The organism is Variovorax sp. Soil_C_39 (assembly GCF_057656815.1).
Map to the genome: position 1 here is coordinate 268963 of NZ_JBDGJQ010000007.1, position 21584 is coordinate 290546.

A 21584-nucleotide genomic window follows, 5' to 3' on the forward strand; every position below is an offset into this window, starting at 1 on the left:
ACTCTTTTTTCCAACCGAGGAGACACACAATGAAGTTGACCCGACTGGCCGCCGGCCTGGTTCTGGGCCTGGGCATGGCATGCGCCGCTTTCGCGCAGACGACCATGAAGATCAGCATCTCGACCTCGCAGAACTCGCACCAGGGCGTCGCCATCGACACCTTCGCGAAAGAAGTGGCGAAGCGCACCAATGGCCGCTACAAGGTCGAGACCTTCTACAACGGCTCGCTCGGCGGCGAGCGCGAGTCGATCGAGGCGGTGCAGCTCGGCACCCAGGAACTCGCGTTCTCCTCGACCGGCCCGGTGCCGAACTTCGTGCCCGAGACCAAGATCCTCGACGTGCCCTTCCTGTTCCGCGACAAGGCGCATGCGCGCGCCGTGCTCGACGGTCCGATCGGCCAGGAGCTCTTGACCAAGTTCGAGGCCAAGGGCTTCAAGGCGCTGGCATGGGCCGAGAACGGCTTCCGCCACATGACCAACAGCAAGCGCGAGGTGAAGGCGCCGGAAGACCTCAAGGGCCTGAAGATGCGCACGATGGAAAACCCGGTGCACATCGCCGCCTATAAGGGCTTCGGCATCGTCACCACGCCGATGGCCTTCCCCGAAGTGTTCACGGCGCTGCAGCAAGGCACGGTCGACGGCCAGGAGAACCCGCTGCCGGTGATCATCTCGGCCAAGTTCGACCAGGTGCAAAAGCACCTCTCGCTCACCGGCCACGTGTATTCGCCCTGCATCTTCGTGATGAACAAGGCCAGCTTCGACAAGCTCAGCGCCGCCGACAAGCAGGCTTTCCTCGAAGCCGCCAAGGAAGGCACCAAGGCCAACCGCGCACGCGTGGACGAAGACGACGCCAAGGGCGTGGCCGACCTGCGCGCCAAGGGCATGACCGTGATCGAGAACCTCGACAAGGCCAAGTTCGTGGCGGCGCTGGCACCGGTGAACACGCAGTTCGAAAAGGACTTCGGCAAGGCCAACCTGGACAAGATCCGCAACTACAAGTGATCGTCGGCCCCCGACCGGCGCTTGCTTGAAGGCTGCGCCCGCCCGGCACCACGCCAGGCGGGCGTTCCTGTTTTTGTTTTACCGTCAGAGTTTTTTCAAATGAAAACCATGTTCCTCGGCGTGGAGCGATGGACCACCATGGTGTCCATGGCCCTGGCCTGCGTGATGCTCGTGGTGGCATCCTCGCTCGGCGTGTTCCAGATCGTCACCCGCTTCGTGCTCGAGCAGCCCGCCGAATGGAGCGAGATCATGATCCGCGTGAGCCTGATCTGGATGGTGTTCCTCGGCATTCCGATGGCGTTTCGCCAGGGCGCGATGGTGAGCGTCGACGTGCTGTACCGCTGGAGCTCGCCGCGCATGCGCCGCCTGCTCGATGCGGCGGTGAGCGTGGCCGCGCTCGCGCTCATGCTCATCATCCTGTGGTGGGGCTGGGACTACGCGATCCGCGGCCGCGTGCAGAGCATGGCCGGGCTCGAGAGCCTGTCGATGATCTGGGCCTACATGGCGTTGCCCGTGGGGGCGGTGTTCTCGCTCTTCGGCATCGTCGGCAACTACCTCGACCCGAAGCGGCTCGAACTGGAGACGGCGCAATGACTTCCGCAATGCTTGCCACGATGGTGCTGTGCTTCGCACTGTCGGTTTCCGTCGCCGTCTCGATCGGCCTGGCGTCGATCGTCGGCATCCAGGTGACGAACGCCCACATGCTGATCTCCGCCAAGGAGATCTTCAACTCGATCAACAAGTTTCCGCTCGCGGCCATCCCGTTCTTCATCCTCGCGGGCAACCTGATGGAAACGGGCGGCATCTCGCGCCGGCTGGTCGAGTTCGCCAAGAGCATCGTCGGCGGCGTGCAGGGCGGCCTGCCGATGACCTGCGTGCTGACCTGCATGATCTTCGCGGCGGTGTCGGGCTCGTCGGTGGCCACCACCTTCGCGATCGGCGCCATCCTGATCCCCGCGCTCATCAAGCACGGCTACCCCACGTCGTATGCGGCGGCGCTGCAGGCCACGAGCGCCGAGCTGGGCGTGATCATCCCGCCGTCGATTCCGCTGATCCTCTACGGCGTGAGCGCCGAAGTGTCGATCGGCGAGCTGTTCATCGCAGGCGTTGGTCCCGGCCTGCTCATCAGCGGCGCGCTGATGCTGTTCGTCTGGGCCTTCTGCAAGTGGAAGGGCTGGGGCAAGAGCGACGGCGAGGGCCGCATGCCCTTCGGCCGCGCGCTGCTGCAGGCCGGCTGGGCGCTCTTGATGCCGGTCATCATCCTGGGCGGCATCTACGGCGGCATCTTCACGCCCACCGAAGCCTCGGCGGTCGCCGTGTTCTATGCGCTCGTCGTGGGCGTGGTGATCTACCGCGAGATCAAGCCGAGCGACCTGTTCGGCATCCTGCGCAAGTCAGTGCTCTCGTCGGCGGTGATCATGTTCATCATCGCCAACGCGGGCCTGTTCGCGTTCCTGATCACGCGTGCGGGCGTGCCCGATGCGATCGGCCATTGGCTCGAGGAAGTGCTCAAGTCGCCGACGATGTTCCTGCTGGGCGTGAATGCGGCGCTGTTCCTCATCGGCATGTTCATCGAGACCAGCGCGGCGATCATCGTGCTCGCACCGATCCTTGCGCCGGTGGCGATGCACTTCGGGGTCGACCCGGTGCACTTCGGGCTCATCATGGTGGTGAACCTCGCACTCGGCATGATCACGCCGCCCTTTGGCGTGAACCTGTTCGCGGCCTGCACCGTGGCGCGCATCTCGCTCGACCGAATAGTGAAGCACCTGATTCCCTTCGTGCTGGTGATCATGGTGTGCCTGATGGTGATCACCTACGTGCCCTGGATCTCGCTGTCGGTGCGCGACCTGATGTACGCACGCTGACCTGCGCGCACACGTACAAGAAAACAGGGGGGAACGACACCATGCATCGCATCTCGACGCAGCTTCTCGCCGGCTGGGTTCTTGCAGCCGCCGCCCTTGGCGCCGCGGCGGCCGACAAGCTCCCTGCGGGCCGGTCGGCCGACGAACTGCTGCAAGGGGCGCACGCCACCCTGCGCCAGCTGGATGAAGACCGCTTCGGGCCGCTGTGGGACAACGCATCACGCGTGCTCAAGTCGCGCGTGCCGCGCGCCGCCTTCGTCGACACCACGCGCAAGGCGCGCCAGACGCTCGGCGCCGTGAAGCAGCGCGACTGGCAGAGCGTGACGCGCCGCACCACCAGCGCCGACGGCAGCCTGCAGGACCTGCCCGCCGGCACCTATGCCAACGTAGAGTTCGTCACGCTGCTGGCCGATGGCAAGGCGGGTTCCGAGAAGCTCAGCTTTTCGCTCGATGAGGGCAAGCGCTGGCGATTTACGGGGTACGTGGCGTTTCGGCCCGAGGCCTCGGCGGCGTCGGCCGCACCGGCACCGACTGCCAGGGCTGCTTCTGCAGCGGCGGAATCTCCCCCCACGACGGCCGGCACCGCCATCGCCGAAGTCGATGCCGCGGTGCGCGCCTGGGCCGCCGCCTGGGCCGCCAAGGACCTGGACCGCTACTTCGCCGTCTATGCGCCGGAGGCGGTGCCGAGCGGCAAGCTCGACCGCCGCGGCTGGGAAGCCGACCGGCGCAAGCGCATCGAGGGCAAGTCGCGCATCGAGGTGGGTGTCGACGACCTCGTCATCAGCATCCATGGCACCACCGCCACCGCGCACTTCAAGCAGACCTACCGCGCCGATGCGCTGAACGACACGAGCCGCAAGACGCTCGAGTTCCAGCGCGTGGACGACCGCTGGCTCATCCGCCGCGAAACCGCGGGCTGAGTCCGGGCGCCGCCGAAGCCTTCGCCATGTAAGGCAAAAGCTTCATCAAGATGTCACCGCGCGCCGCGATGCTTCAGCCCTCGAATTCCAGGGCTGTTGCGCCATGTTCCCCATCAAGACCGACAAGGCACGCGACGAACTCCGGGGCGGCCAGCGCACCCTGACGCAGCGCGAACGCGCGCTGCTGCTGATGGCCGACGGCCGTCGCTCGCTGAGCGACTTCGCCCCGCTGTTCGCGAGCCGCGGCGACGCCGAGCAGGCGCTGCAGGCGCTCGCGCACCGCGGCTACCTGCAGTTTCCCGCGCCTGCCGCCCTCATCGCACCGCCCGCCGCTGCGCCCGGCAACGCCGCCGACACCTTCGACGGCAAGCGCTCCCTCGCCACCACGCGGATGTTCCTGTTCGACATCTGCGAGCGCATGTTCGTGCGGCGCGATCCGGCGTTCGCGCTGCAGATGCGCGACGCGCTGCGCGAGGCGCGCGACCGCGAGGCGATGCTGGAGATCGCGGCATTGATGCTGGCCGAGGTCGAGAAGACCGCGGGCGCGGAGCGGGCCGAGTCGCTGCGCGAGCGCATTGAAAAATTGCTGCCGTCGGCAGCACAGGCCGTTCATTGAACCGGTCGTCGGCGGGCGTCGGAGACCCTGCTCAGTCGACCTGGATGTTGGCCTGCGCGGCCACGGCCCGCATCTTCGGGAGCTCGCGCTCGACGCGCTCGCGCACCGCACTGGCCGGGCCCCATGCCGGCGTGAGCCCCATCTCGACGAGCTTCTTCTGGAAGCCGGGCTCGCGCATGCTCGCGGCCAGCGCTGCCTCGAGCTTCGCCTGCACGGGCGCGGGCAGTCCCGCAGGCGCCAGCAGCGCGAACCAGGTGCTCATGTCGAACCCGGGATAGCCGCTCTCTGCCATCGTCGGCACGTCGGGCAGCAGCGCCAGGCGTTTCGCGCCGAGCGCGGCGATCGGCCGGATGCGCCCGGCCTTGACGAGCGGCGCCGACGCGACCACCGTGTCCACCGCCACCTGCACCTGTCCGCCCATCAGCGCCGTGAGGCTCGGTGAACTGCCGTTGTACGGCACATGGACCATCTGGATGCCGGTCGCCGACTTGAGCATCTCGCCGCCGAAATGCACCGACGAGCCGGTGCCGAAGCTACCGTACGAGAACTTGTCGGGCGCAGCCTTGGCCTGGGCCACGATGTCCTTGAGCGAACTGCCCGGCGTGTCGTTGCCGGCCACCAGCAGCAGCCCCATGTCGGCCACCAACCCGAGCGGCGTGAAGCTCGCGAGCGGGTCATACGGAAGGTTCGGGCGGATCGCCGGGTTCAGCGTGAGCGTGGTGCTGGCGCCCAGCAGCAGCGTGTAGCCGTCGGCGGGCGCCTTGGCCACCAGCGAGGCCGCGACGACCGTAGACGCACCGGGGCGGTTTTCGACCACGATCGGCTGCCCGAGCTTCTCGCCCATCGCGTTGGCCATCAGCCGGCCGAGGATGTCGGTCGCGCCGCCCGGCGAATAGGGCACCACCAGCTTGATCGGACGATCGGGAAAGCCCTGCTGGGCCAGCGCCATCGCGGGCACCGCGCATGCCGCGGCAGCGACGAACGCAAGGGAGAGGAAACGGGAACGACGGAGAGACATGGCGGTGCAAAGCTCCAGTTGGCAGGCAAGAAAAACGGAAGAGGCGAGACGGCGGTCAGCCGAGCAAGGGGCTTCGCACCCGTGCGTGACCGCTGGCCTCGTCGTAGGCATGGCCGATCTGCAGCACGGCCGCGTCGGCCTGCACCGGGCCGATGATCTGCAGGCCGGCAGGCAGGCCGCCGGCACCGAAGCCGGCGGGCGCCGCCAGTGCCGGCAGGCCGGCCATGGTGGCGGGAACCACTGCCTGCATCCAGCGGTGGTAGGTGTCCATCGCGCGGCCGCCCACCTCGTGCGGCCAGTCGAGCACCAGGTCGAAGGGGAACACCTGCGCCGATGGCATCACGAGGAAGTCGAACTGCGCGAACAGCCCGCGCAGTGCCTGGTACCAGGCCGAGCGCGTGCGCGCGGCGTCATACACCTGCATGCCGCTCAGCTGCAGGCCGCGCTCGATCTCCCACACCGCCTCGGGCTTGAGCAGCGCGCGCCGTGCCGGGTCATGGTAGAGCGCGGCATTGGCGCCCGCCACCGCAAAGCTGCGCAGGTCGATCCAGGCGCGCCACAACTGCTCGAGGTCGAAGGCCGGCAGCACCGCCTCGACGCTGCAGCCGGCCGCCTCGAAATGCCGCAGCGCCGCGGCGCAGGTGTCGAGCACGCCGGGCTCGGTGGGCAGATGGCCGCCCAGGTCGCCGAGCCAGCCGATGCGCGTGCCGCGGAAGTCGCGCGCCAGCGGTTGCAGGAAGTCGCTGCCCTTCGCCTGTCGGTGCGTGAGCGGCAGCCGGGCGTCGAAACCGGCCTGCACGGCCAGCAGCATGGCCAGGTCGGGGATGTTGCGCGCCATCGGACCGGCGACGCTGAATTGCTGGAAGAAGACCTCTTCGGTGGGACCGTGCGGCACGCAGCCGATCGAGGTGCGCAGGCCATACACGTTGTTGAAGGCCGCCGGCGTGCGCAGCGATCCCATCATGTCGGAGCCGTCGGCCACCGGCAGCATGCGCAGCGCCACCGCCACGCCGGCGCCGCCGCTGCTGCCGCCTGCCGAGCGGGCCGGGTCGAAGGCGTTGCGCGTGGCGCCGTACACCGGGTTGTAGGTGTGGCCGCCGAGCCCGAACTCGGGCGTGTTGGTGCGGCCGACGAACAGCGCGCCGCCGGCACGCATGCGTTCGAACACCACCGCGTCGGCCGGCGTGACCTGGCCACGGAAGATCGGCGAGCCGCGCGTGGTGACCATGCCGGCCACGGGCATGATGTCCTTCGGCGCCTGCGGGAAGCCATGCATCGGCCCCAGGCTGCGGCCCTGCCCCAGTTGGTCGTCGCGCTCGCGGGCCTGGGCGTGCAGCGCATCGCGGTCGGCGTGCGCCACGATGGCATTGACCACCGGATTGAGCCGGTCGATCTGCGCCAGGTAGGCATCGAGCACTTCGACGCACGAGACCTCGCGCGAATGGATGGCATGCGAAAGCGCTGTGGCGCTGAGTTCCACGATGGCCGAAGCCACCGGCGCCGGCGTGGCCGATCGGGGTTTGTGCATGCCTCTCCTGCGGAAAAATGACGGGACGAAGTCAGAATAAGCGCCCGCCAGCCATACGACAATCGCCGTTTGTTGCAAGAATCGTTGCGTTTTACGCAAACCTAGGAAGGTTTTCGATGCTGTCCGACCGACTGCAGGACACGGCGCTGCGCTACTTTCTCGAGGTGGTTCGCAGCGGCTCCGTGAGCGAGGCCGCCTCGCGGCTCAGCGTGTCGCCCTCGGCCGTAAGCCGGCAGGTGGCGGCATTGGAAGAACTGCTCGGCGTGCCGCTGTTCGAGCGGCACGCGCGCGGCATGGCGCCCAGCGCCGCCGGCGAACTGCTGGCCGCGCATGCGCGCCGCGGCGCGATGGAGGCCGACCGCGTGGTGTCCGACATCCAGGCGCTGCAGGGTCTGCGCCGGGGCCTGGTGCGCCTGGCCAGTTCGTCCGGCTTCGCCATCGAGTTCCTGCCCGGCGCGATGGCCGAATTCCGTGCCCGCCACCCTGGCATCCTGTTCCACCTCCGCGTGGTGGCGCCGGCCCAGGTAACCGCGGCGGTGCGCAATGGCGACGTGGACATCGGCCTCACCTACAGCCGGGCTGCCGAGCGCGACATCCAGGTGCAGCACATGCAGGCGGCGCCCGTCCACGCGATCATGCGGCCCGACCATCCGCTCGCGCGCTTTTCCACCGTCACGCTGGCGCAGATGCATCCGCATCCGATCGCCCTGCCAGAGCGCGACAACACGGTGCGCCAGTTGTTCGACATCGGCTGCAGCCAGCGGCGGCTGGTGTTCGACCCGGTGCTGGTCAGCAACCATTTCGAGTCGCTCACCAACTTCGTGCTGCACGGCGGCGGCCTGTCGATTTCGGGCGAGGTGACGGTGCGCGACCGTGCGCGGCGCGGCGAGCTGCATGCCGCACCGATCCGCGAGCGCGGCATGAACGGCCGCGCCGTCGAGGTCCAGACCCTCGCCGGACGCACGCTGCCACAGGGCGTCAGCGCCTTTCTCGACCATCTGCGTGCGGAACTGCCGCCGTCCCGCGCGGCCGGCCCGCAGCGCGATCCACTACACTCGCCGGGTCAGGAGAGAGCTTCGCCACGCGAGGCCGCCGAAGGCGCAGGGAACCCCCGAACGCTCAGGCAAAAGGACTGACACAGCGACAGCGAACGCCGTCGCTTCCTTGCTGGAGAGAGGCCGTTGCAGCGCGCGTTTGCGGCGACGGCCCACCGAAGGAGCAAACCCCGATCGTGGGGCGAATCTCTCAGGTAAAGCGGACAGCAGGGGTGGCCCATGGCTTGCGCCATGGAATTCGACTGCCCCTTTGGAGAGTGCCCCGTGGCTGCTTCCGCTGACCAACAACAACCATTGCTCAAGACCCCGCTGCACGACCTGCACGTCGAGCTCGGCGCCCGCATGGTGCCGTTCGCCGGCTATTCGATGCCGGTGCAGTACCCCGCCGGCCTGATGGCCGAGCACCGCCATACGCGCGAGCAGGCCGGGCTGTTCGATATCTCGCACATGGGCCAGTTGCGCCTGGTCGGGCCCGACGCCGCCGCCGCCTTCGAGACGCTGATGCCGGTCGACGTGATCGACCTGGCCCCGGGCAAGCAGCGCTACGGCCTGCTGCTGAACGACGAAGGCGGCATCCTCGACGACCTGATGTTCTTCAACGAGGGGCACGGCTCGCTCTTCGTGATCGTCAACGGCGCCTGCAAGATGGCCGACATCGCGCACATCCAGCAGAAGATCGGCGCACGCTGCGAGGTGCAGCCCCTGCCCGACCACGCGCTGCTCGCGCTGCAGGGGCCGCAGGCCGCCGCGGTGCTCGCAAGGCTCTCGCCCGGCGCCGAGCGCTTCGTGTTCATGACCGGCGGCGCAGTGCAGATCGGCGGCATTCCAGCCTTCGTCACGCGCAGCGGCTACACCGGCGAAGACGGCTTCGAGATCTCGGTCGCCGGCCGTGACGCCGACGCCCTGGCCCGCCTGCTGCTCACCCAGGCCGAGGTCAAGCCGATCGGCCTGGGCGCGCGCAATTCGCTGCGGCTCGAGGCCGGCCTGTGCCTTTACGGCAACGATATCGACACCACCACCACGCCGGTCGAGGCCTCGCTCAACTGGGCGATCCAGAAGGTGCGCCGCGCGGGCGGCGCGCGCGAAGGCGGCTTCCCGGGCGCGGCCCGGGTGCTGGCGCAGTTGGCATCGGCCACGTCGGGCGCGGCCGGCCGCACCGACCACGACACGCTCACGCGCAAGCGCGTTGGCCTGGTGGCGCTCGAGCGCATACCGGTGCGCGACGGCACGGTGCTGCAATCGTTCGAGGGCCAGGACATAGGCCTCGTGACGAGCGGCCTGCTCGGCCCCACGGCCGACCGCCCGGTCGCGATGGGCTACGTGGCCATGGCCTTCGCCGAGCCCGGCACGCGCGTGCAGGCCATCGTGCGGGGCAAGCCCGTTCCGATGGAAGTCTCGGCCATGCCTTTCGTGCCCACGCGCTACTACCGCGGCTGAGCTCGGCATTTCATTTTTTCCACGAGGAGTTTTTTCACATGACCATCAAGTACACCAAGGACCACGAATGGGTCTCGGCCGAAGGCGACGCGGCCACCGTCGGCATCACCGTGCATGCGCAGGATGCGCTCGGCGACGTGGTGTTCGTCGACCTGCCCGACGTGGGCAAGACCTTCGCGCAGGGCGAAGTGGCCGGTGTCGTCGAATCGGTGAAGGCCGCGGCCGACGTGTTCATGCCCGTGTCGGGCGAGATCACCGAAGTGAACGAGGCGCTGCGCGCCGATCCTTCGCTCGCCAACAGCGACCCGCTGGCCGCGGGCTGGTTCTTCAAGGTCAAGCTCAGCGAACCTGCGCAGCTCGACGCGCTGCTCGACGCCGCCTCCTACGACCAGTTCGCAGCCGAGTCCTGATGCACCGCTGAAGACGGGCTGGCCGCACGCGACGCGTCCGGCAGCCCCGCCCTTGCCTTTTCCCCCCGACACCGCCATGCCCACCCCTTCCCTCCCCTCCCTGCAAGAACTCGAGAATGCCGAGGAATTCCTCGCCCGCCACATCGGCATCGATGCGGCCGACGAAGCGCGCATGCTGCCGGTGATCGGCTCGGCCACGCGTGCGGAGCTCATCGACGGCATCGTGCCCGCGGCGATTCGCCGCGCCCGCCCGATGCGGCTGCCGGCGCCCGCCAGCGAAGCGGACGCGCTGGCCGAGATGAAGGCCATCGCGGCGAAGAACAAGGTGTGCAAGAGCTTCATCGGCCAGGGCTACTACGGCACCCACACGCCCGGCGTGATCCTGCGCAACGTGCTCGAGAACCCCGCCTGGTACACCGCCTACACGCCCTACCAGGCCGAGATCTCGCAAGGGCGCATGGAGGCCCTGCTCAATTTCCAAACGATGGTGTGCGACCTGACGGGCATGGCCATCGCCAACGCCTCCATGCTCGACGAGGCCACGGCCGCGGCCGAGGCCATGACGCTCGCCCGGCGCAGCGTCAAGAGCAAGAGCAACGTGTTCCTGGTCTCGGGCGACTGCCATCCGCAGACGATCGAGGTCATCCGCACGCGTGCCGCGCCGCTGGGCATCGAAGTGAAGGTGAGCACGGCGTCCGAGACGCTGCCGCACCTGATGGCGAGCTGCGACTTCTTCGGCGTGCTCGCGCAGTACCCGGCCACCACCGGCCATGTGCACGACCTGCGCCCGCTCGCGGGCCATGCCCACCAGTGCGACGCCGCCTTCTGCGTGGCCGCCGACCTGCTCGCGCTCACGCTCCTCGCGCCGCCCGGCGAATGGGACGCCGACATCGTCTGCGGCACCACGCAGCGCTTCGGCATGCCGATGTGCAACGGCGGCCCGCACGCGGCCTACCTGGCCTGCCGTGACGAATTCAAGCGCTCGCTGCCCGGCCGGCTGGTCGGCGTGAGCGTCGATGCGCACGGGCGTCCGGCCTACCGCCTCGCGCTGCAAACGCGCGAGCAGCACATCCGGCGCGAGAAGGCCACGTCCAACATCTGCACCGCGCAGGTGCTGCCGGCCGTGGTGGCGAGCATGTACGCCGTCTACCACGGACCCGACGGCCTTACGCGCATCGCGCAGCGCGTGGCCGCGCTCACCGCGATCCTCGCGCAAGGCTTCGCGCAGATGGGCCGCGAAGTGGTCAATGCCACCGCGTTCGATTCGCTGACGATCCACACCGGCGACGACACGCAGAAGATCGTCGAGCGCGCCGAGGCCGGCGGCATCAACCTGCGCCAGCGTCTGCAGCAGCACCTGGGCATCTCGCTCGACGAGACCACCACGCGCGCCGACATCGAGACGCTCTGGGCGCTGTTCGTGCCCGCCGGCACGCCGATGCCGCGCTTCGACGAACTCGCCGGCACCGCGCCGCGACTGCCCGACGACCTGCGCCGCACCAGCGCCTTTCTCGCGCACCCGGTGTTCAACACGCACAAGAGCGAGACGGCGATGCTGCGCTACATCCGCAGCCTGTCCGACAAGGATCTGGCGCTCGACCGCAGCATGATCCCGCTCGGCAGCTGCACCATGAAGCTCAATGCGACCAGCGAGATGATCCCCATCACCTGGCCCGAGTTCGCGAACATCCATCCGTTCGCGCCCGCCGAGCAGCTCGCGGGCTACGCCCAGCTCGACGCCCAGCTGCGCGCCTGGCTCTGCGAAGCCACCGGCTACGCGGGCATCAGCCTGCAGCCCAATGCGGGCTCGCAGGGCGAATACGCGGGCCTGCTCGCGATCCGAGCGTTCCAGGAAGCCAACGGCCAGGGACACCGCAACATCTGCCTGATTCCGTCGTCGGCGCATGGCACCAACCCCGCGAGCGCACAGATGGTGGGCCTGCAGGTGGTGGTGACGGCCTGCGACGCGCAGGGCAACGTCGACATGGACGACCTGAGGCGCGCCTGCGAGAAGCACAGCGCCAACCTGGCCGCGGTGATGATCACGTATCCCAGCACGCACGGCGTGTTCGAGACCCGCGTGAAGGAACTCTGCGAACTGGTGCACGAACACGGCGGCCGCGTGTACGTCGACGGCGCCAACATGAACGCGCTGGTCGGCGTGGCCGCGCCCGGCGAATTCGGCGGCGACGTGAGCCACCTCAACCTGCACAAGACCTTCTGCATCCCGCACGGCGGCGGCGGTCCGGGCGTGGGGCCGGTGTGCGTGGTCGAGGACTTGGTGCCGTACCTGCCGGGGCATGCGACGGCCGGCGCCGCGGGCAATGGCGTAGGCGCCGTTTCCGCTGCGCCCTTGGGCAATGCCGCAGTGCTGCCGATCAGCTGGATGTACTGCCGAATGATGGGCGCCAAGGGCCTGCAGGCCGCCACCGAGACCGCGATCCTGAGCGCCAACTACATCAGCGCGCGGCTCAAGGAGCACTACCCCACGCTCTACGCCAGCCCCAACGGGCATGTCGCGCACGAGTGCATCCTCGACCTGCGCCCGCTCAAGGAGACCAGCGGCGTCACCGCCGAAGACGTGGCCAAGCGCCTGATCGACTACGGCTTCCACGCGCCCACGCTGAGCTTCCCGGTGCCGGGCACCTTGATGGTCGAGCCGACCGAGAGCGAACCGCTGGCCGAACTCGATCGCTTCATCGACGCGATGATCGCGATCCGCGGCGAGATCCGCCGCATCGAGGAAGGCGTCTGGCCAAAGGACGACAACCCGCTCAAGCATGCGCCGCACACCGCCGCCAGCCTGGTTGCGAGCGAATGGACGCATCCGTATGCGCGCGAACTCGGCGCCTATCCGCTGGCCGCGCTGAAGGACGCCAAGTACTGGCCGCCCGTGGGCCGCGTCGACAACGTCTATGGCGACCGCAACCTGTTCTGCAGCTGCCTGCCCGTGGGCGATTACCAGGAAGCCGAAGCCGCCGCCTGAGCGCTTGGCGGCCTCAGCCGCCGGTTCAACCTTCGCGGCGGTACATGGCCCACTTGACGGTCAGCAGGTCGGCGGCGATCTTGGCGGCGTTGACGCCGGCGTAGTCCTGGGAGGGGTCGAATTCGAAGCCCTCCCGGTAGCGCCGGACCTCGCCGTAGTCGGCATCGAAGGTCATCGGACCCATGAGTTCCGTCGGGTCCGTGCCGGCGGGAAGCGCCAGGAATTTCGCGGGATCGGTAGCACTCTGGTAGAGGTCGACGCTCATCAGGCTCATACGGTGGTCCTCGAAACGGCTTGGATTTCGTGAAGGCCGATCATCTGCGCCATCGCCGCCGCGCGCAATCGGCCCGCGCCTACACGGCGCGCGTCAGGGCTGGCCGGCCTTCTTCGCCACCGCACCCGTCGCGACCTGCTGGCGGAAGCTGCGCAGGCTCGCCTTGAGCTTGCGCTCGTTCTCCAGGCCCACGCGCACCATGATCTTCTGGCCCGCCGAGAGCGATTCGAGCGCAGGGTCGACGTATTCGTAGCGCACCCACGGCCGCTGCGACGGCACGCTGCCCTTGACCTCGACGAGCCGCACGCTCACCGGGCCCGCGGGCTCGGGCGCCTGCAGCAGGTGGTCGATCACCGCGATCAGGCGGTCGTTGAAATAGCGCCCCGGATAGCCGAGCTCTTCGTACGCCTGCTGAAACAGCGGGTAGAGCCGCGCATACACCTTGGCCGCCTTCGCCGAATCGACCGACTGCGTCAGTTGCACCAAAGCGGCATAGCGCGCGCTGTTCTTCGCGTCGATCACCTCGGCGTTGCCCTGCCCCGCGGTGATGAAGCGCTGCCCGGTGGGGTGGACCGGCCACCGGCTGGCGGGCGCCTGCTCGCGCGGGAGGTTGTCGACCGTGGCCACGAAGCGGCGCACCACGCCGTCGGGCAGCAGGAACTCGGCCGCGTTGCGGCTGCCGAGCAGGTCGGCCAGCGCCTTGCTCACGCGCGAATCCGAATCAGCCACCGGCGGCAGCCCCGCGTCGGGCGGTGCAAGCCCTTCGAGCGGGTTCTGCGGTTCGAGCAGCTCGGGCAGCGGCGAGAGCGGCGGCAGCACCAGGCCGTCGTTCGGCGTGGCGGCCATGGGCGGCGAAGGCGCGAGCGCCTCGGGCTGCTGTTGCTGCTGCTGGTACCAGCGCCAGCCGAAGAACGCCGCCACCAGGGCCAGCAGCAGGATGACGACGATGAGGCCGGTGGGTGTTTCGCGCCGCGGCCTGAACTCGGGGGCGTCGGAATGGTTGTCGCGGAGGTCGGAGGGATCTCGTTCGGGCATGTCGGCGGTTTCCTTTTGCAAAGAGCAATGGGAGACGAGCACCGATGGTGCACCAAATCGACGCCGTAGCGCCTCCTCCCGCTCGTAACGCGGTGTGACCCGTTCACCGCGTCGAAGTTCAGCCCGGCGCGATGTGTCTTCAGGCCAGGCCGTGTGCCAGCGCACGCGTGATCTCGGCGGCCGGCAGGTCGCGGCAGCCCATGGCGTTCTGCCCCGACCAGAGCGGCGAGAAATCACCGCTGCCCTGCGCCTCCGCCTTGGCCCGCAGCGGCGCGATGGCCGAGGTGGCGAGCGGAAACTCGGGCGCCGCCGCGCCGATCGGTCCGAGATCGCGCATCACGCGGTTCACGATGCCGCGCGCCGGCCGGCCGGTGAAGAGATTGGTCAACGCCGTGTGGCGCGCTCCCTCGCTCTGGAGCGCCGCGCGGTGCAGCGCGCTGGTGGTGGCCTCGGGCGCGAGCATGTAGGCCGTGCCCACCTGCACGCCCGCTGCACCCAGCGCCATGGCGGCCCTCACGCCATCGGCATCGGCGATGCCGCCCGCGGCGATAACCGGCAGCCGGACCGCGCGCACCACCTGCGGCAGCAGCGCGAAAGTGCCGAGCTGCTTGGTCAGGTCGTGCGAGAGGAAGTGGCCGCGATGGCCCCCCGCTTCGAGCCCCTGCGCAATGACCGCGTCGACGCCCTGCGCCTCGAGCGACAGCGCCTCGTCGACGGTGGTGGCCGATGCAAGGATCTTCGAGCCCCAGCCGCGCACCTGCGCCAGCAGCGCTTCGTGCGGCAGCCCGAAATGGAAGCTCACCACCGGCGGGCGGAATTCGGCGAGCAGCTCGGCCACTTCGGCGCTGAAGGGGTTGCGCCCCGGACCGGTCGGAATGGAAGCGGCATCGATGCCGAACTCGCGGTAGTAAGGCGCCAGTGCCTCACGCCACATGGCTTCGCGCGCCGCGTCGGGCGCGGGCGTCACATGGGCAAAGAAATTGACGTTGTAAGGCTTGCCGGTGCCTGCGCGGATGGCCGCCAGTTCGCTGCGGAGCGCGTCGTTGCCGAGCATCGCGCAAGGCAGCGAGCCGAGCCCGCCCGCGTTGCTGACCGCGATCGCCATCGCGCTGCCCTGGATGCCGGCCATCGGCGCCTGGATGAGAGGAAGCTCGGTGCCGAGGAGTTGCTGCAGTGTGGTCTTCGTCATGCCGCGATTCTGCGACGAAGCCGAAAACCCTGGGGCTCAGGAAGCCGGCGCGGGCGGCAGCTGCTTCTCGAGCCAGCGCAGGCCGAAGGCCATGGCCAGGAACACCAAGGCCACCGCCGCCGAGTTGAGCAGCGCGCGCGCCAGGCCGATCTTCGCCACGTCCATGAACGGGTACGGATACCAGTCGACGAACGCGCCGCGCACGAAGGTGTAGCCGATCCATGCCAGCGGCAGCAGCATCGCGCGGCCGATGGTGCCGCGGTCGGTGCGCGGGCGCGGGCCCACGAAAAGCCAGCCCAGCACCGCGCCGAGCGGGGTGACGGTGTGCAGCAGGAAGTTGGCCAGCTCGCCCGACGGCGTCAGGTCGCGCAGCCCCGTGAGCACCGTGTGGAACACCACGCCCGTCACCGCGATGCAGAGCACCGCCGTGAGCCGCAGCACGCGGAACACGCGGCCGTCATGCGCAGGCCTGAAGACCAGCAGCGCGCAGACGCCACCGATCAGCAGGTTCGAATCGATCGTGAAAAAGCTGAACAGCCGCACCAGCCTTTCGAGCTGCGTCGGCGCGAGGCCCGGCCCGTGAATGATCGCGGTGGCGAGCTCGAGCCCCACGCCCCCGGCTGCCGCGAGCGCGACCACCGCGTGGAGCAGGCGCGCCAGCGCCAGCGGGCCCCATGCGGCCTGGGGCGAGACGGGGTTGTCGATGTTCGTGGGCGTGGGCATCGGGCGCGTCCGGCGGTGGATGGGATAGCGGCGAAGCTACACCATGTCGTCAAGCCCTGCCTTGCTGCACCCCACGCTCCGGCAACATCAGCGCAAACAGCTCGTTGCGAAAGTGAATCCCGAGCCGGCTAAAAGCCCGGTTGCGATAGGTCTTGACCGTCGGCAGCGCGAGGCCCATGTCCGATGCAATGCCCTCCTGCGTCATGCCGCGCAGCAGCCGCAGGCAGACGTTGAGTTCCTGTGGTGTCAAGGCCGGGCAGCGGGCATGCAGCCGTGCGCGGAGTTCGTGCGCCGTGTCGGCGCGTGCCAGCGCGATGTGCTTGCGCGTGAGCGCCATCAAGAGGCGCCCGGCGGCGCCGAAGTCGGCGAGTTGCGCATCGCTGAGCGGGCGCTGATGGGTGTGCCGATAGAAATTGACCGCGAACAGCGCGCCGGCGTCGTCGCCCTCGTCGTATGCCGCGGGATCCTCTTCGACCACCGACACGCGCTCCACCACGCCGTGCGCCTCGTAGATCTTCGCGCGATGCTCCGGCGGCACCTCGGGTGCCGTGATGTGGCACACGCGCAGCGGCTGCGGCACGCTCGCCTCGCGCAAGGTGCGGTCGCTGCGGATGGGTCCCGAAAGGTAGGCGCGCCAGCAGTCGCGGGTGGTGTCGGGCACGCCCCGGCTGCCGCTCAGGAAGATGGCCGGCCGCGACCCCGTGCGGTAGACCGAGAACGAGCCCACCGGCAGCGCCGGCGCCATGGCCTCGAGAAGGCAGGCGCCGAACCCGGGCTCGCCGAGCGCAGGCACCACCATGGGCAGGCACTGCACCAGTGACGCGGCGACAGGCTCGGCGGGCAGATCGGGAATCCAGGTGCGCATGGGGGCAAGACGGGCAATACGGGCAATACGGGCAATCCCGTCATCTTCCAGGATGACAGCGCCGGCTCGCCACCGGGCTTACGCTAGGGCATGACTTCCACCATCGAACAACCCCAACCGCCGAACGATCCGCTGGCCGCACCGCGCCTGGCCTGGTTTGCCGATGTCTCGGTCGACGTCGGCGCGCCGCTGGTGCTCGGCGAAGGCGCCGAGGGGCTGCGCCGGGTGGTGCCGATATTGGGTGGCCATGCCAAGGGCGACGGCTGGACCGCGCGCGTGTTGCCGGGGGGTGCCGATTTCCAGCGCATCGCGAGCGACACCGTCTCGGAGCTCGACGCGCGCTACGGCCTCGAGACCGATGCCGGCGACCGCATCTACGTGCGCAACCGCGCCTTGCGCACGGCCCCTGCCGAGGTGATGGCGAAGCTGCTGCGCGGCGAGCCGGTCGATCCCGCGCAGGTCTACTTCCGCTGCACGCCCTCGTTCGAGACGCGCAGCCAGTCGCTGCAGTGGATCACCGAGCGCCTGTTCGTCGGCGTCGGCATGCGCCACCCGGCACAGGTCGTGATGCGCTTCTTCGCGCTGCAGTGACCGGCCACGCCGGCCTTTGACCCGATTCCCATACCGATACCGACAGGAGACCTGAATGATCACCGCCCTCCCCGCGGGCGTGCGCCGCCGCGCGCTCGCCATCGCCGTCCTCACCACCCTCTTCGGGGCACCGCAGGCCTTCGCCCAGGCGGCTGCCTCGGCCTATCCGCAGCGGCCCGTGCGCCTCGTCGTGGGGTTTCCGGCCGGCAGCGGTCCGGACATCGTGGCGCGCCTGCTGGCCCAGAAACTGTCCGAAGGCTGGAGCAACGTCGGCGTCATCGTCGACAACAAGCCGGGCGCCGGCGGGCTGATCGCCGCCTCCGAAGTGGCGCGCGCGCAGCCCGACGGCTACACCCTCATGCTCGGCGAGACCGGCCAGCTGGCCATTGCACCCAGCAGCTACAGCAAGCTCGCCTACGACCCGAAGAAGGACTTCGTGCCCGTGAGCCAGGTGGTCACCTCCAACTTCATGCTGGTGGTCAACCCCGCCAAGGTGCCGGCGCGCGACGTGAAGCAGTTCGTCGAATGGAGCCGCGCACAGAAGGGGCTGTTCATGGGCACCTTCGGCGCCGGCACGCCGGGCCATTTCGGCGCCTTCCTCTTCGGCGATGCCATCGGCCTCAAGCCGGAGCCGGTGCACTACAAGACCACGGGCGATGCGCTGGGCGGCCTGTTCAGCGGCGACGTGTCGGGCGCCTTCGCGAGCGTGGGCCTGTCGGCGGCCAACGTGAAGGGAGGCAAGCTGGTGGCGCTCGCCTCGAGCGGCGAAGCGCGCAGCCCCGCGCTGCCCGACGTTCCGACCTTCCGCGAGCAGGGCTACCCGCAGCTCGCCTTCAACTCCTGGTTCGGCATCGTCGTCCCGGCCAAAACACCGCCCGAGATCGTCGCGCGGCTCGAGACCGACATCCGCCGCGCCGTCCAGTCGGCCGAAGGCAAGGCGAAGCTGGAAGATGCGGGCTTCGCCGTCACGGGTACCACGTCGCAGGAGTTCAGCCGCGTGATCGCAGCCGACACAGTGCGCTGGGGCAAGGCGGTTGCTGCGACGGGGTTCAAGGCGGATTGAGCCGGTCAGACCGGTGTCGAAATCTCCGAAACAAAATTCCGGTACGAGCGCAGTGGTCGCGCCAGCAGCTCCGTCAGGCGCTCCACGTCGCCCGCACCCGGGGTCATGCCTTCCGTCATGAAGTGTTCGCTCATGAGGCGCATGTCGTAAGCCATCCAGCTCGTCCTGGTGCGCGAGGCGGTCCGGGGCGGCGTCGGCGCCGCGTACCTGCCCGTGTCGCTCGTGACTCAGGACCTCGCCGCAGGGCGGCTGGTGCGCTGGGGCGAGATCGAGGGGCCGGAGATCGCGCTGTGGGCGCTGTATCCGTCGCGCAGGCTGCTGAGCAACCGCGTCTCGACTTTTCTCGAATTTCTGAAGGAAGCCTTTCCCACAGGATCGCCTGAGGAACCGGCGTCATTCATGGATTGAAGATGCGGTCTCATACTCCTCAGTCCGCGGCGAGGCGCTTGTACGCCGCCTGGAGCCAGCCGAGATTCGAAAACTCCGCGGTCACCGTATCGCGGCGGAACGAACTGCTGTCGAAGCGCGAATAGCCGTTCATCGGGTTGTCGATGGCCGGGCTCACCGGCACGACATAGGTGCGGACCTTACCGTCGAAGCTGTACCGCTCGCTGTTGCGCGGCAGGGGTTTGATCACCGAGTCCTCTGCCAAGGTGTTGGCCAGATGCAGCCTGATGCTTTCCGTGCTGAGGCTGTACGCCTCGTTGGCCGGCTGGCTGGCGAGCTCGTCGGCGCTCGCCGAAGCTGCGGCGAACAGCGAACCGACGCAGAGGGCGAGTGCCGTGGGACCGAATTGGAAATTCAAACTCATCGAGAACTCCTTCGCCTGGACGGCACTGCGGGAGCCGAGGTTGTAGCGCAACGCGCCGTCATACACACGTCACACTGCCGCGCGCCAATGTTTCGGGTCGTCACAACACTGGCCGCCACCGCGCGATCATCATTTCGCCATGACCACCAGCCACCCGATCCACGTCCTCTTTCTGTGCAACAGCAACACCGCGCGCAGCCTGATCGCCGAGTCGCTGCTCAAGCAACTGGGCCGCGAGCGCTTTGCGGCTTACTCCGCCGGCAGCGCGCCGACGCCGGGCGGGCAACCCGACCCGCGCACGATCGAGGTGCTGGGTGGCGCGGGGCTTCCCACCGACGGGCTGCGCAGCAAGAGTTGGGACGAGTTCGGCGGCGCCTCCGCGCCGCGCATGGACCTCATCGTCACGCTGTGCGACGAAGCTGCGGGAGAGACCTGCCCGGTCTGGCCGGGCCATCCCGCATCGGCGCATTGGTCGCACCCCGATCCGTGTGCCAAGGACGCCGGCGAGGGCCTCGGGGCTTTTTCGCTCGCGATGCATGCGATCCGCCGCCACGTGGAATTGCTGGTCAACCTGCCCGACGAGCGCATCGATCGCCTGGTGATCGAAGGCGAGGCGCGAAGCATCGGCGCGTCCTGACGTGCGTCCAGTGTCAGCCATCTCCGGCAACGCGCGGGAGCGAGCGGCTGACACCGCCCGCATCGACGCAAGCCAGGATCCCTGAATGAGCGAGCGAGTCCTGCTCGCGCATGGTGGACAACGGCATGAGAACCCAACGACTTCGTCTGTCCGGCGGCACCGCGCTGTCTTTCACGACCGCCGGCGAGCCTTCCAGCCCCGCGCTGCTGCTGCTGCACGGGACGCCGAACTCGGCCCGCCTGTTCCGACCGATCATGCCCGCGCTGTCGCAGGCTGCATTCGTGATCGCGCCGGACCTGCCCGGCCACGGCGCGTCCGATCCGCTGCCGGCGGTGTCGTTCGAGGCCATTGGCCACGCGATCTCCGAACTGCTGGAATCGTTGGAGATCGGGCCGCGGTTCATCTACCTGCACGACTGGGGAGCGCCCGTGGGCCTGCAGATCGCGATGCAGGCGCCCGAGAAAGTGTTGGGCCTCATCGTCCAGAACGCCAACGCGCATCGAACCGGCTGGGGACCGGGATGGGCCGCGACGCAGGCCTACTGGTCGCAGCCGAATGCAGAGAACGAGGCCGCGGCGACGGCGCATCTCACCCTTGCGGGCACGCGCGACACCTACATCTCCGGCGTGCCTGCGGACATAGCCGGACGGATTCCTGCCGAACACTGGGAAGAGGATTGGCGCGTGATGAACCTGCCGGGCCACATGGAAACCCAGCGCGCGCTCATCGCCGACTATGCGAACCATGCCGCCCGCTTCGACGAGATTGCCAGGTACCTCGAACACTGGCAGCCGCCCGCCCTGCTGGTCTGGGGAAGGCACGATGTCTATTTCGATCTGGCCGAAGTCCTTTCCTGGATGCGTGCGCTGCCACGGATGGAAGCGCATGTTCTGGACGCCGGCCACCTGCTCCTAGAGACCCATGAAGAAGTCGCCGTCTCGTTGATGCGCGAATTCATCGCACGCGCCGCTTGCGCCCGTGGGTAAGCTTCAGGCGAATACCAATTTCTTATGGAAATAAATCACCAATCCAAAGAAAAGATCAAACAGTCGCAACAAAGCTGCACGTTGGAAATCATTCTTTACTAAAGTAATGCATTCCCAATCACGACATTGATCGAATCATTTGTTATTAATTTGCACTGCATTAATGCTTTCGAATTGATGACTTCGGACGCTGGCGAGCCTCTGGCATGTCGATGGATTTCAGCGCTCGCGTCCGGCCGGAACGGCTGATTTCGCCCAACGCGTAGCGGGCCACCAACCTCTGGAGATAACAACCATGACAGTAGACATGTTCATGCGCGTGGAGGGCGCGAACGGCGAATCCAAGGACACGAACCACAAGGAGTGGACGGATATCAAGTCGTTCGCCTGGGGCACCGCCTGGAACATCAAGGAAAACCGCGAAGGCTGATCCCGATGCTCCCCGGCGCTGCGCTTGCGCGCGTGCTGAGCGTCTCGTCGCCGGCCATGCCCGCGCTGGGCGGCGAGCCGGCGCTCGAGCCCGTCGCGATCGAGGGCGACGAGGGGCTGAGCACGCTGTTTCGCTACACCC

General features: G+C 68.3%; 21 protein-coding genes, 3 pseudogenes and 2 riboswitches. Of the genes and pseudogenes, 15 read left to right on the forward strand and 9 right to left on the reverse strand.

Going from position 1 to position 21584, the window contains the following annotated elements:
• Positions 1–29 precede the first annotated feature (29 nt).
• The 5 genes from AC3A6J_RS19535 (at position 30) to AC3A6J_RS19555 (ending at position 4405) form a co-directional block, all read left to right on the forward strand.
• Complete coding sequence (locus AC3A6J_RS19535) at positions 30–1001, forward strand: TRAP transporter substrate-binding protein (protein WP_487861634.1); 972 nt, start codon at positions 30–32, stop codon at positions 999–1001.
• 99 nt (positions 1002–1100) lie between these two features.
• Complete coding sequence (locus AC3A6J_RS19540; RefSeq protein ID WP_487861635.1) at positions 1101–1595, forward strand: TRAP transporter small permease; 495 nt, start codon at positions 1101–1103, stop codon at positions 1593–1595.
• Positions 1592–2869: a TRAP transporter large permease gene (locus AC3A6J_RS19545; protein WP_487861636.1), complete on the forward strand. Its 1278-nt coding sequence runs from the start codon at positions 1592–1594 to the stop codon at positions 2867–2869. The genes AC3A6J_RS19540 and AC3A6J_RS19545 overlap by 4 nt, the downstream gene beginning before the upstream one ends.
• Before the next feature lie 41 nt (positions 2870–2910).
• A complete protein-coding gene (locus tag AC3A6J_RS19550; protein WP_487861637.1) occupies positions 2911–3789 on the forward strand; it encodes a DUF4019 domain-containing protein in 879 nt (292 codons plus the stop codon).
• A gap of 103 nt (positions 3790–3892) precedes the next feature.
• Positions 3893–4405, forward strand: coding sequence for a hypothetical protein (locus AC3A6J_RS19555; protein WP_487861638.1), 513 nt, complete (start codon positions 3893–3895; stop codon positions 4403–4405).
• 31 nt (positions 4406–4436) lie between these two features.
• On the opposite strand, the gene AC3A6J_RS19560 is transcribed toward AC3A6J_RS19555, so the two are convergent.
• Both AC3A6J_RS19560 and AC3A6J_RS19565 read right to left on the reverse strand, forming a co-directional pair.
• Complete coding sequence (locus AC3A6J_RS19560) at positions 4437–5423, reverse strand: Bug family tripartite tricarboxylate transporter substrate binding protein (protein ID WP_487861639.1); 987 nt, start codon at positions 5421–5423, stop codon at positions 4437–4439.
• Between the two features lie 55 nt (positions 5424–5478).
• Positions 5479–6951 carry an amidase gene (locus tag AC3A6J_RS19565; RefSeq protein ID WP_487861640.1) on the reverse strand — a complete coding sequence of 491 codons (1473 nt, stop codon included), beginning with the start codon at positions 6949–6951 and terminating at the stop codon, positions 5479–5481.
• 116 nt (positions 6952–7067) lie between these two features.
• On the opposite strand from AC3A6J_RS19565, the pseudogene AC3A6J_RS19570 reads away from it, so the two are divergent.
• From AC3A6J_RS19570 to gcvP, 4 genes and pseudogenes are all read left to right on the forward strand, one after another.
• Positions 7068–7970 (forward strand): annotated as a pseudogene (locus AC3A6J_RS19570) (LysR family transcriptional regulator); the annotation flags it as partial.
• A 35-nt stretch (positions 7971–8005) separates the two neighbouring features.
• A riboswitch (glycine riboswitch) is annotated at positions 8006–8096 on the forward strand.
• A gap of 12 nt (positions 8097–8108) precedes the next feature.
• Positions 8109–8223: riboswitch (glycine riboswitch) on the forward strand.
• Positions 8224–8270: 47 nt separating this feature from the next.
• On the forward strand, positions 8271–9443 hold the full coding sequence (gene gcvT / locus AC3A6J_RS19575; protein ID WP_487861641.1) for a glycine cleavage system aminomethyltransferase GcvT: 1173 nt from the start codon (positions 8271–8273) through the stop codon (positions 9441–9443).
• 38 nt (positions 9444–9481) lie between these two features.
• Complete coding sequence (gene gcvH / locus AC3A6J_RS19580) at positions 9482–9853, forward strand: glycine cleavage system protein GcvH (protein WP_487861642.1); 372 nt, start codon at positions 9482–9484, stop codon at positions 9851–9853.
• Between the two features lie 76 nt (positions 9854–9929).
• Positions 9930–12839, forward strand: coding sequence for an aminomethyl-transferring glycine dehydrogenase (gcvP, locus tag AC3A6J_RS19585; protein WP_487861643.1), 2910 nt, complete (start codon positions 9930–9932; stop codon positions 12837–12839).
• Positions 12840–12864: 25 nt separating this feature from the next.
• Here gcvP and AC3A6J_RS19590 read toward each other — a convergent pair whose 3' ends face one another.
• From AC3A6J_RS19590 to AC3A6J_RS19610, 5 genes are all read right to left on the reverse strand, one after another.
• Positions 12865–13113, reverse strand: coding sequence for a hypothetical protein (locus AC3A6J_RS19590; protein ID WP_487861644.1), 249 nt, complete (start codon positions 13111–13113; stop codon positions 12865–12867).
• A gap of 93 nt (positions 13114–13206) precedes the next feature.
• A complete protein-coding gene (locus AC3A6J_RS19595; RefSeq protein WP_487861645.1) occupies positions 13207–14148 on the reverse strand; it encodes a DUF3014 domain-containing protein in 942 nt (313 codons plus the stop codon).
• A 139-nt stretch (positions 14149–14287) separates the two neighbouring features.
• A complete protein-coding gene (locus AC3A6J_RS19600) occupies positions 14288–15337 on the reverse strand; it encodes an NAD(P)H-dependent flavin oxidoreductase (RefSeq protein WP_487861646.1) in 1050 nt (349 codons plus the stop codon).
• 36 nt (positions 15338–15373) lie between these two features.
• A complete protein-coding gene (locus AC3A6J_RS19605; protein WP_487861647.1) occupies positions 15374–16060 on the reverse strand; it encodes a Pr6Pr family membrane protein in 687 nt (228 codons plus the stop codon).
• 49 nt (positions 16061–16109) lie between these two features.
• Complete coding sequence (locus tag AC3A6J_RS19610) at positions 16110–16925, reverse strand: helix-turn-helix domain-containing protein (RefSeq protein WP_487861648.1); 816 nt, start codon at positions 16923–16925, stop codon at positions 16110–16112.
• A 90-nt stretch (positions 16926–17015) separates the two neighbouring features.
• Between AC3A6J_RS19610 and AC3A6J_RS19615 the strand changes: the two genes are divergently transcribed.
• Both AC3A6J_RS19615 and AC3A6J_RS19620 read left to right on the forward strand, forming a co-directional pair.
• Positions 17016–17516 (forward strand): DUF3237 domain-containing protein, encoded by a 501-nt coding sequence (locus tag AC3A6J_RS19615; RefSeq protein ID WP_487861649.1) that lies wholly within the window; start codon positions 17016–17018, stop codon positions 17514–17516.
• 55 nt (positions 17517–17571) lie between these two features.
• Positions 17572–18579 carry a Bug family tripartite tricarboxylate transporter substrate binding protein gene (locus AC3A6J_RS19620; RefSeq protein ID WP_487861650.1) on the forward strand — a complete coding sequence of 336 codons (1008 nt, stop codon included), beginning with the start codon at positions 17572–17574 and terminating at the stop codon, positions 18577–18579.
• 5 nt (positions 18580–18584) lie between these two features.
• Here the strand turns inward: AC3A6J_RS19620 and AC3A6J_RS19625 are convergent, their stop codons facing one another.
• Complete coding sequence (locus tag AC3A6J_RS19625; RefSeq protein WP_487861651.1) at positions 18585–18734, reverse strand: hypothetical protein; 150 nt, start codon at positions 18732–18734, stop codon at positions 18585–18587.
• 4 nt (positions 18735–18738) lie between these two features.
• Between AC3A6J_RS19625 and AC3A6J_RS19630 the strand changes: the two are divergent.
• Positions 18739–18987 (forward strand): annotated as a pseudogene (locus AC3A6J_RS19630) (LysR substrate-binding domain-containing protein); the annotation flags it as partial.
• Positions 18988–19006: 19 nt separating this feature from the next.
• On the opposite strand, the gene AC3A6J_RS19635 reads toward AC3A6J_RS19630, so the two are convergent.
• Positions 19007–19390, reverse strand: coding sequence for a hypothetical protein (locus AC3A6J_RS19635; protein ID WP_487861652.1), 384 nt, complete (start codon positions 19388–19390; stop codon positions 19007–19009).
• A gap of 139 nt (positions 19391–19529) precedes the next feature.
• On the opposite strand from AC3A6J_RS19635, the gene AC3A6J_RS19640 reads away from it, so the two are divergent.
• The 3 genes and pseudogenes from AC3A6J_RS19640 to AC3A6J_RS19650 form a co-directional block, all read left to right on the forward strand.
• Complete coding sequence (locus AC3A6J_RS19640) at positions 19530–20027, forward strand: arsenate reductase ArsC (protein WP_487861653.1); 498 nt, start codon at positions 19530–19532, stop codon at positions 20025–20027.
• A gap of 125 nt (positions 20028–20152) precedes the next feature.
• Entirely contained in the window at positions 20153–21013 is an 861-nt protein-coding gene (locus tag AC3A6J_RS19645) for an alpha/beta fold hydrolase (protein WP_487861654.1), read from the forward strand.
• 295 nt (positions 21014–21308) lie between these two features.
• Positions 21309–21413 (forward strand): annotated as a pseudogene (locus AC3A6J_RS19650) (type VI secretion system tube protein Hcp); the annotation flags it as partial.
• Positions 21414–21584 lie beyond the last annotated feature (171 nt).

What these genes read in the sequence shown, in the direction of transcription:
- AC3A6J_RS19535 (WP_487861634.1), top strand. Translation starts at nt 30, where the DNA reads ATGAAGTTGACCCGACTGGCCGCCGGCCTGGTTCTGGGCCTGGGCATG.
- AC3A6J_RS19540 (WP_487861635.1), top strand. Translation starts at nt 1,101, where the DNA reads ATGAAAACCATGTTCCTCGGCGTGGAGCGATGGACCACCATGGTGTCC.
- AC3A6J_RS19545 (WP_487861636.1), top strand. Translation starts at nt 1,592, where the DNA reads ATGACTTCCGCAATGCTTGCCACGATGGTGCTGTGCTTCGCACTGTCG.
- AC3A6J_RS19550 (WP_487861637.1), top strand. Translation starts at nt 2,911, where the DNA reads ATGCATCGCATCTCGACGCAGCTTCTCGCCGGCTGGGTTCTTGCAGCC.
- AC3A6J_RS19555 (WP_487861638.1), top strand. Translation starts at nt 3,893, where the DNA reads ATGTTCCCCATCAAGACCGACAAGGCACGCGACGAACTCCGGGGCGGC.
- AC3A6J_RS19560 (WP_487861639.1), bottom strand. Translation starts at nt 5,423, where the DNA reads ATGTCTCTCCGTCGTTCCCGTTTCCTCTCCCTTGCGTTCGTCGCTGCC.
- AC3A6J_RS19565 (WP_487861640.1), bottom strand. Translation starts at nt 6,951, where the DNA reads ATGCACAAACCCCGATCGGCCACGCCGGCGCCGGTGGCTTCGGCCATC.
- gcvH (WP_487861642.1), top strand. Translation starts at nt 9,482, where the DNA reads ATGACCATCAAGTACACCAAGGACCACGAATGGGTCTCGGCCGAAGGC.
- gcvP (WP_487861643.1), top strand. Translation starts at nt 9,930, where the DNA reads ATGCCCACCCCTTCCCTCCCCTCCCTGCAAGAACTCGAGAATGCCGAG.
- AC3A6J_RS19590 (WP_487861644.1), bottom strand. Translation starts at nt 13,113, where the DNA reads ATGAGCCTGATGAGCGTCGACCTCTACCAGAGTGCTACCGATCCCGCG.
- AC3A6J_RS19595 (WP_487861645.1), bottom strand. Translation starts at nt 14,148, where the DNA reads ATGCCCGAACGAGATCCCTCCGACCTCCGCGACAACCATTCCGACGCC.
- AC3A6J_RS19600 (WP_487861646.1), bottom strand. Translation starts at nt 15,337, where the DNA reads ATGACGAAGACCACACTGCAGCAACTCCTCGGCACCGAGCTTCCTCTC.
- AC3A6J_RS19605 (WP_487861647.1), bottom strand. Translation starts at nt 16,060, where the DNA reads ATGCCCACGCCCACGAACATCGACAACCCCGTCTCGCCCCAGGCCGCA.
- AC3A6J_RS19610 (WP_487861648.1), bottom strand. Translation starts at nt 16,925, where the DNA reads ATGCGCACCTGGATTCCCGATCTGCCCGCCGAGCCTGTCGCCGCGTCA.
- AC3A6J_RS19615 (WP_487861649.1), top strand. Translation starts at nt 17,016, where the DNA reads ATGACTTCCACCATCGAACAACCCCAACCGCCGAACGATCCGCTGGCC.
- AC3A6J_RS19620 (WP_487861650.1), top strand. Translation starts at nt 17,572, where the DNA reads ATGATCACCGCCCTCCCCGCGGGCGTGCGCCGCCGCGCGCTCGCCATC.
- AC3A6J_RS19625 (WP_487861651.1), bottom strand. Translation starts at nt 18,734, where the DNA reads ATGGCTTACGACATGCGCCTCATGAGCGAACACTTCATGACGGAAGGC.
- AC3A6J_RS19635 (WP_487861652.1), bottom strand. Translation starts at nt 19,390, where the DNA reads ATGAGTTTGAATTTCCAATTCGGTCCCACGGCACTCGCCCTCTGCGTC.
- AC3A6J_RS19640 (WP_487861653.1), top strand. Translation starts at nt 19,530, where the DNA reads ATGACCACCAGCCACCCGATCCACGTCCTCTTTCTGTGCAACAGCAAC.
- AC3A6J_RS19645 (WP_487861654.1), top strand. Translation starts at nt 20,153, where the DNA reads ATGAGAACCCAACGACTTCGTCTGTCCGGCGGCACCGCGCTGTCTTTC.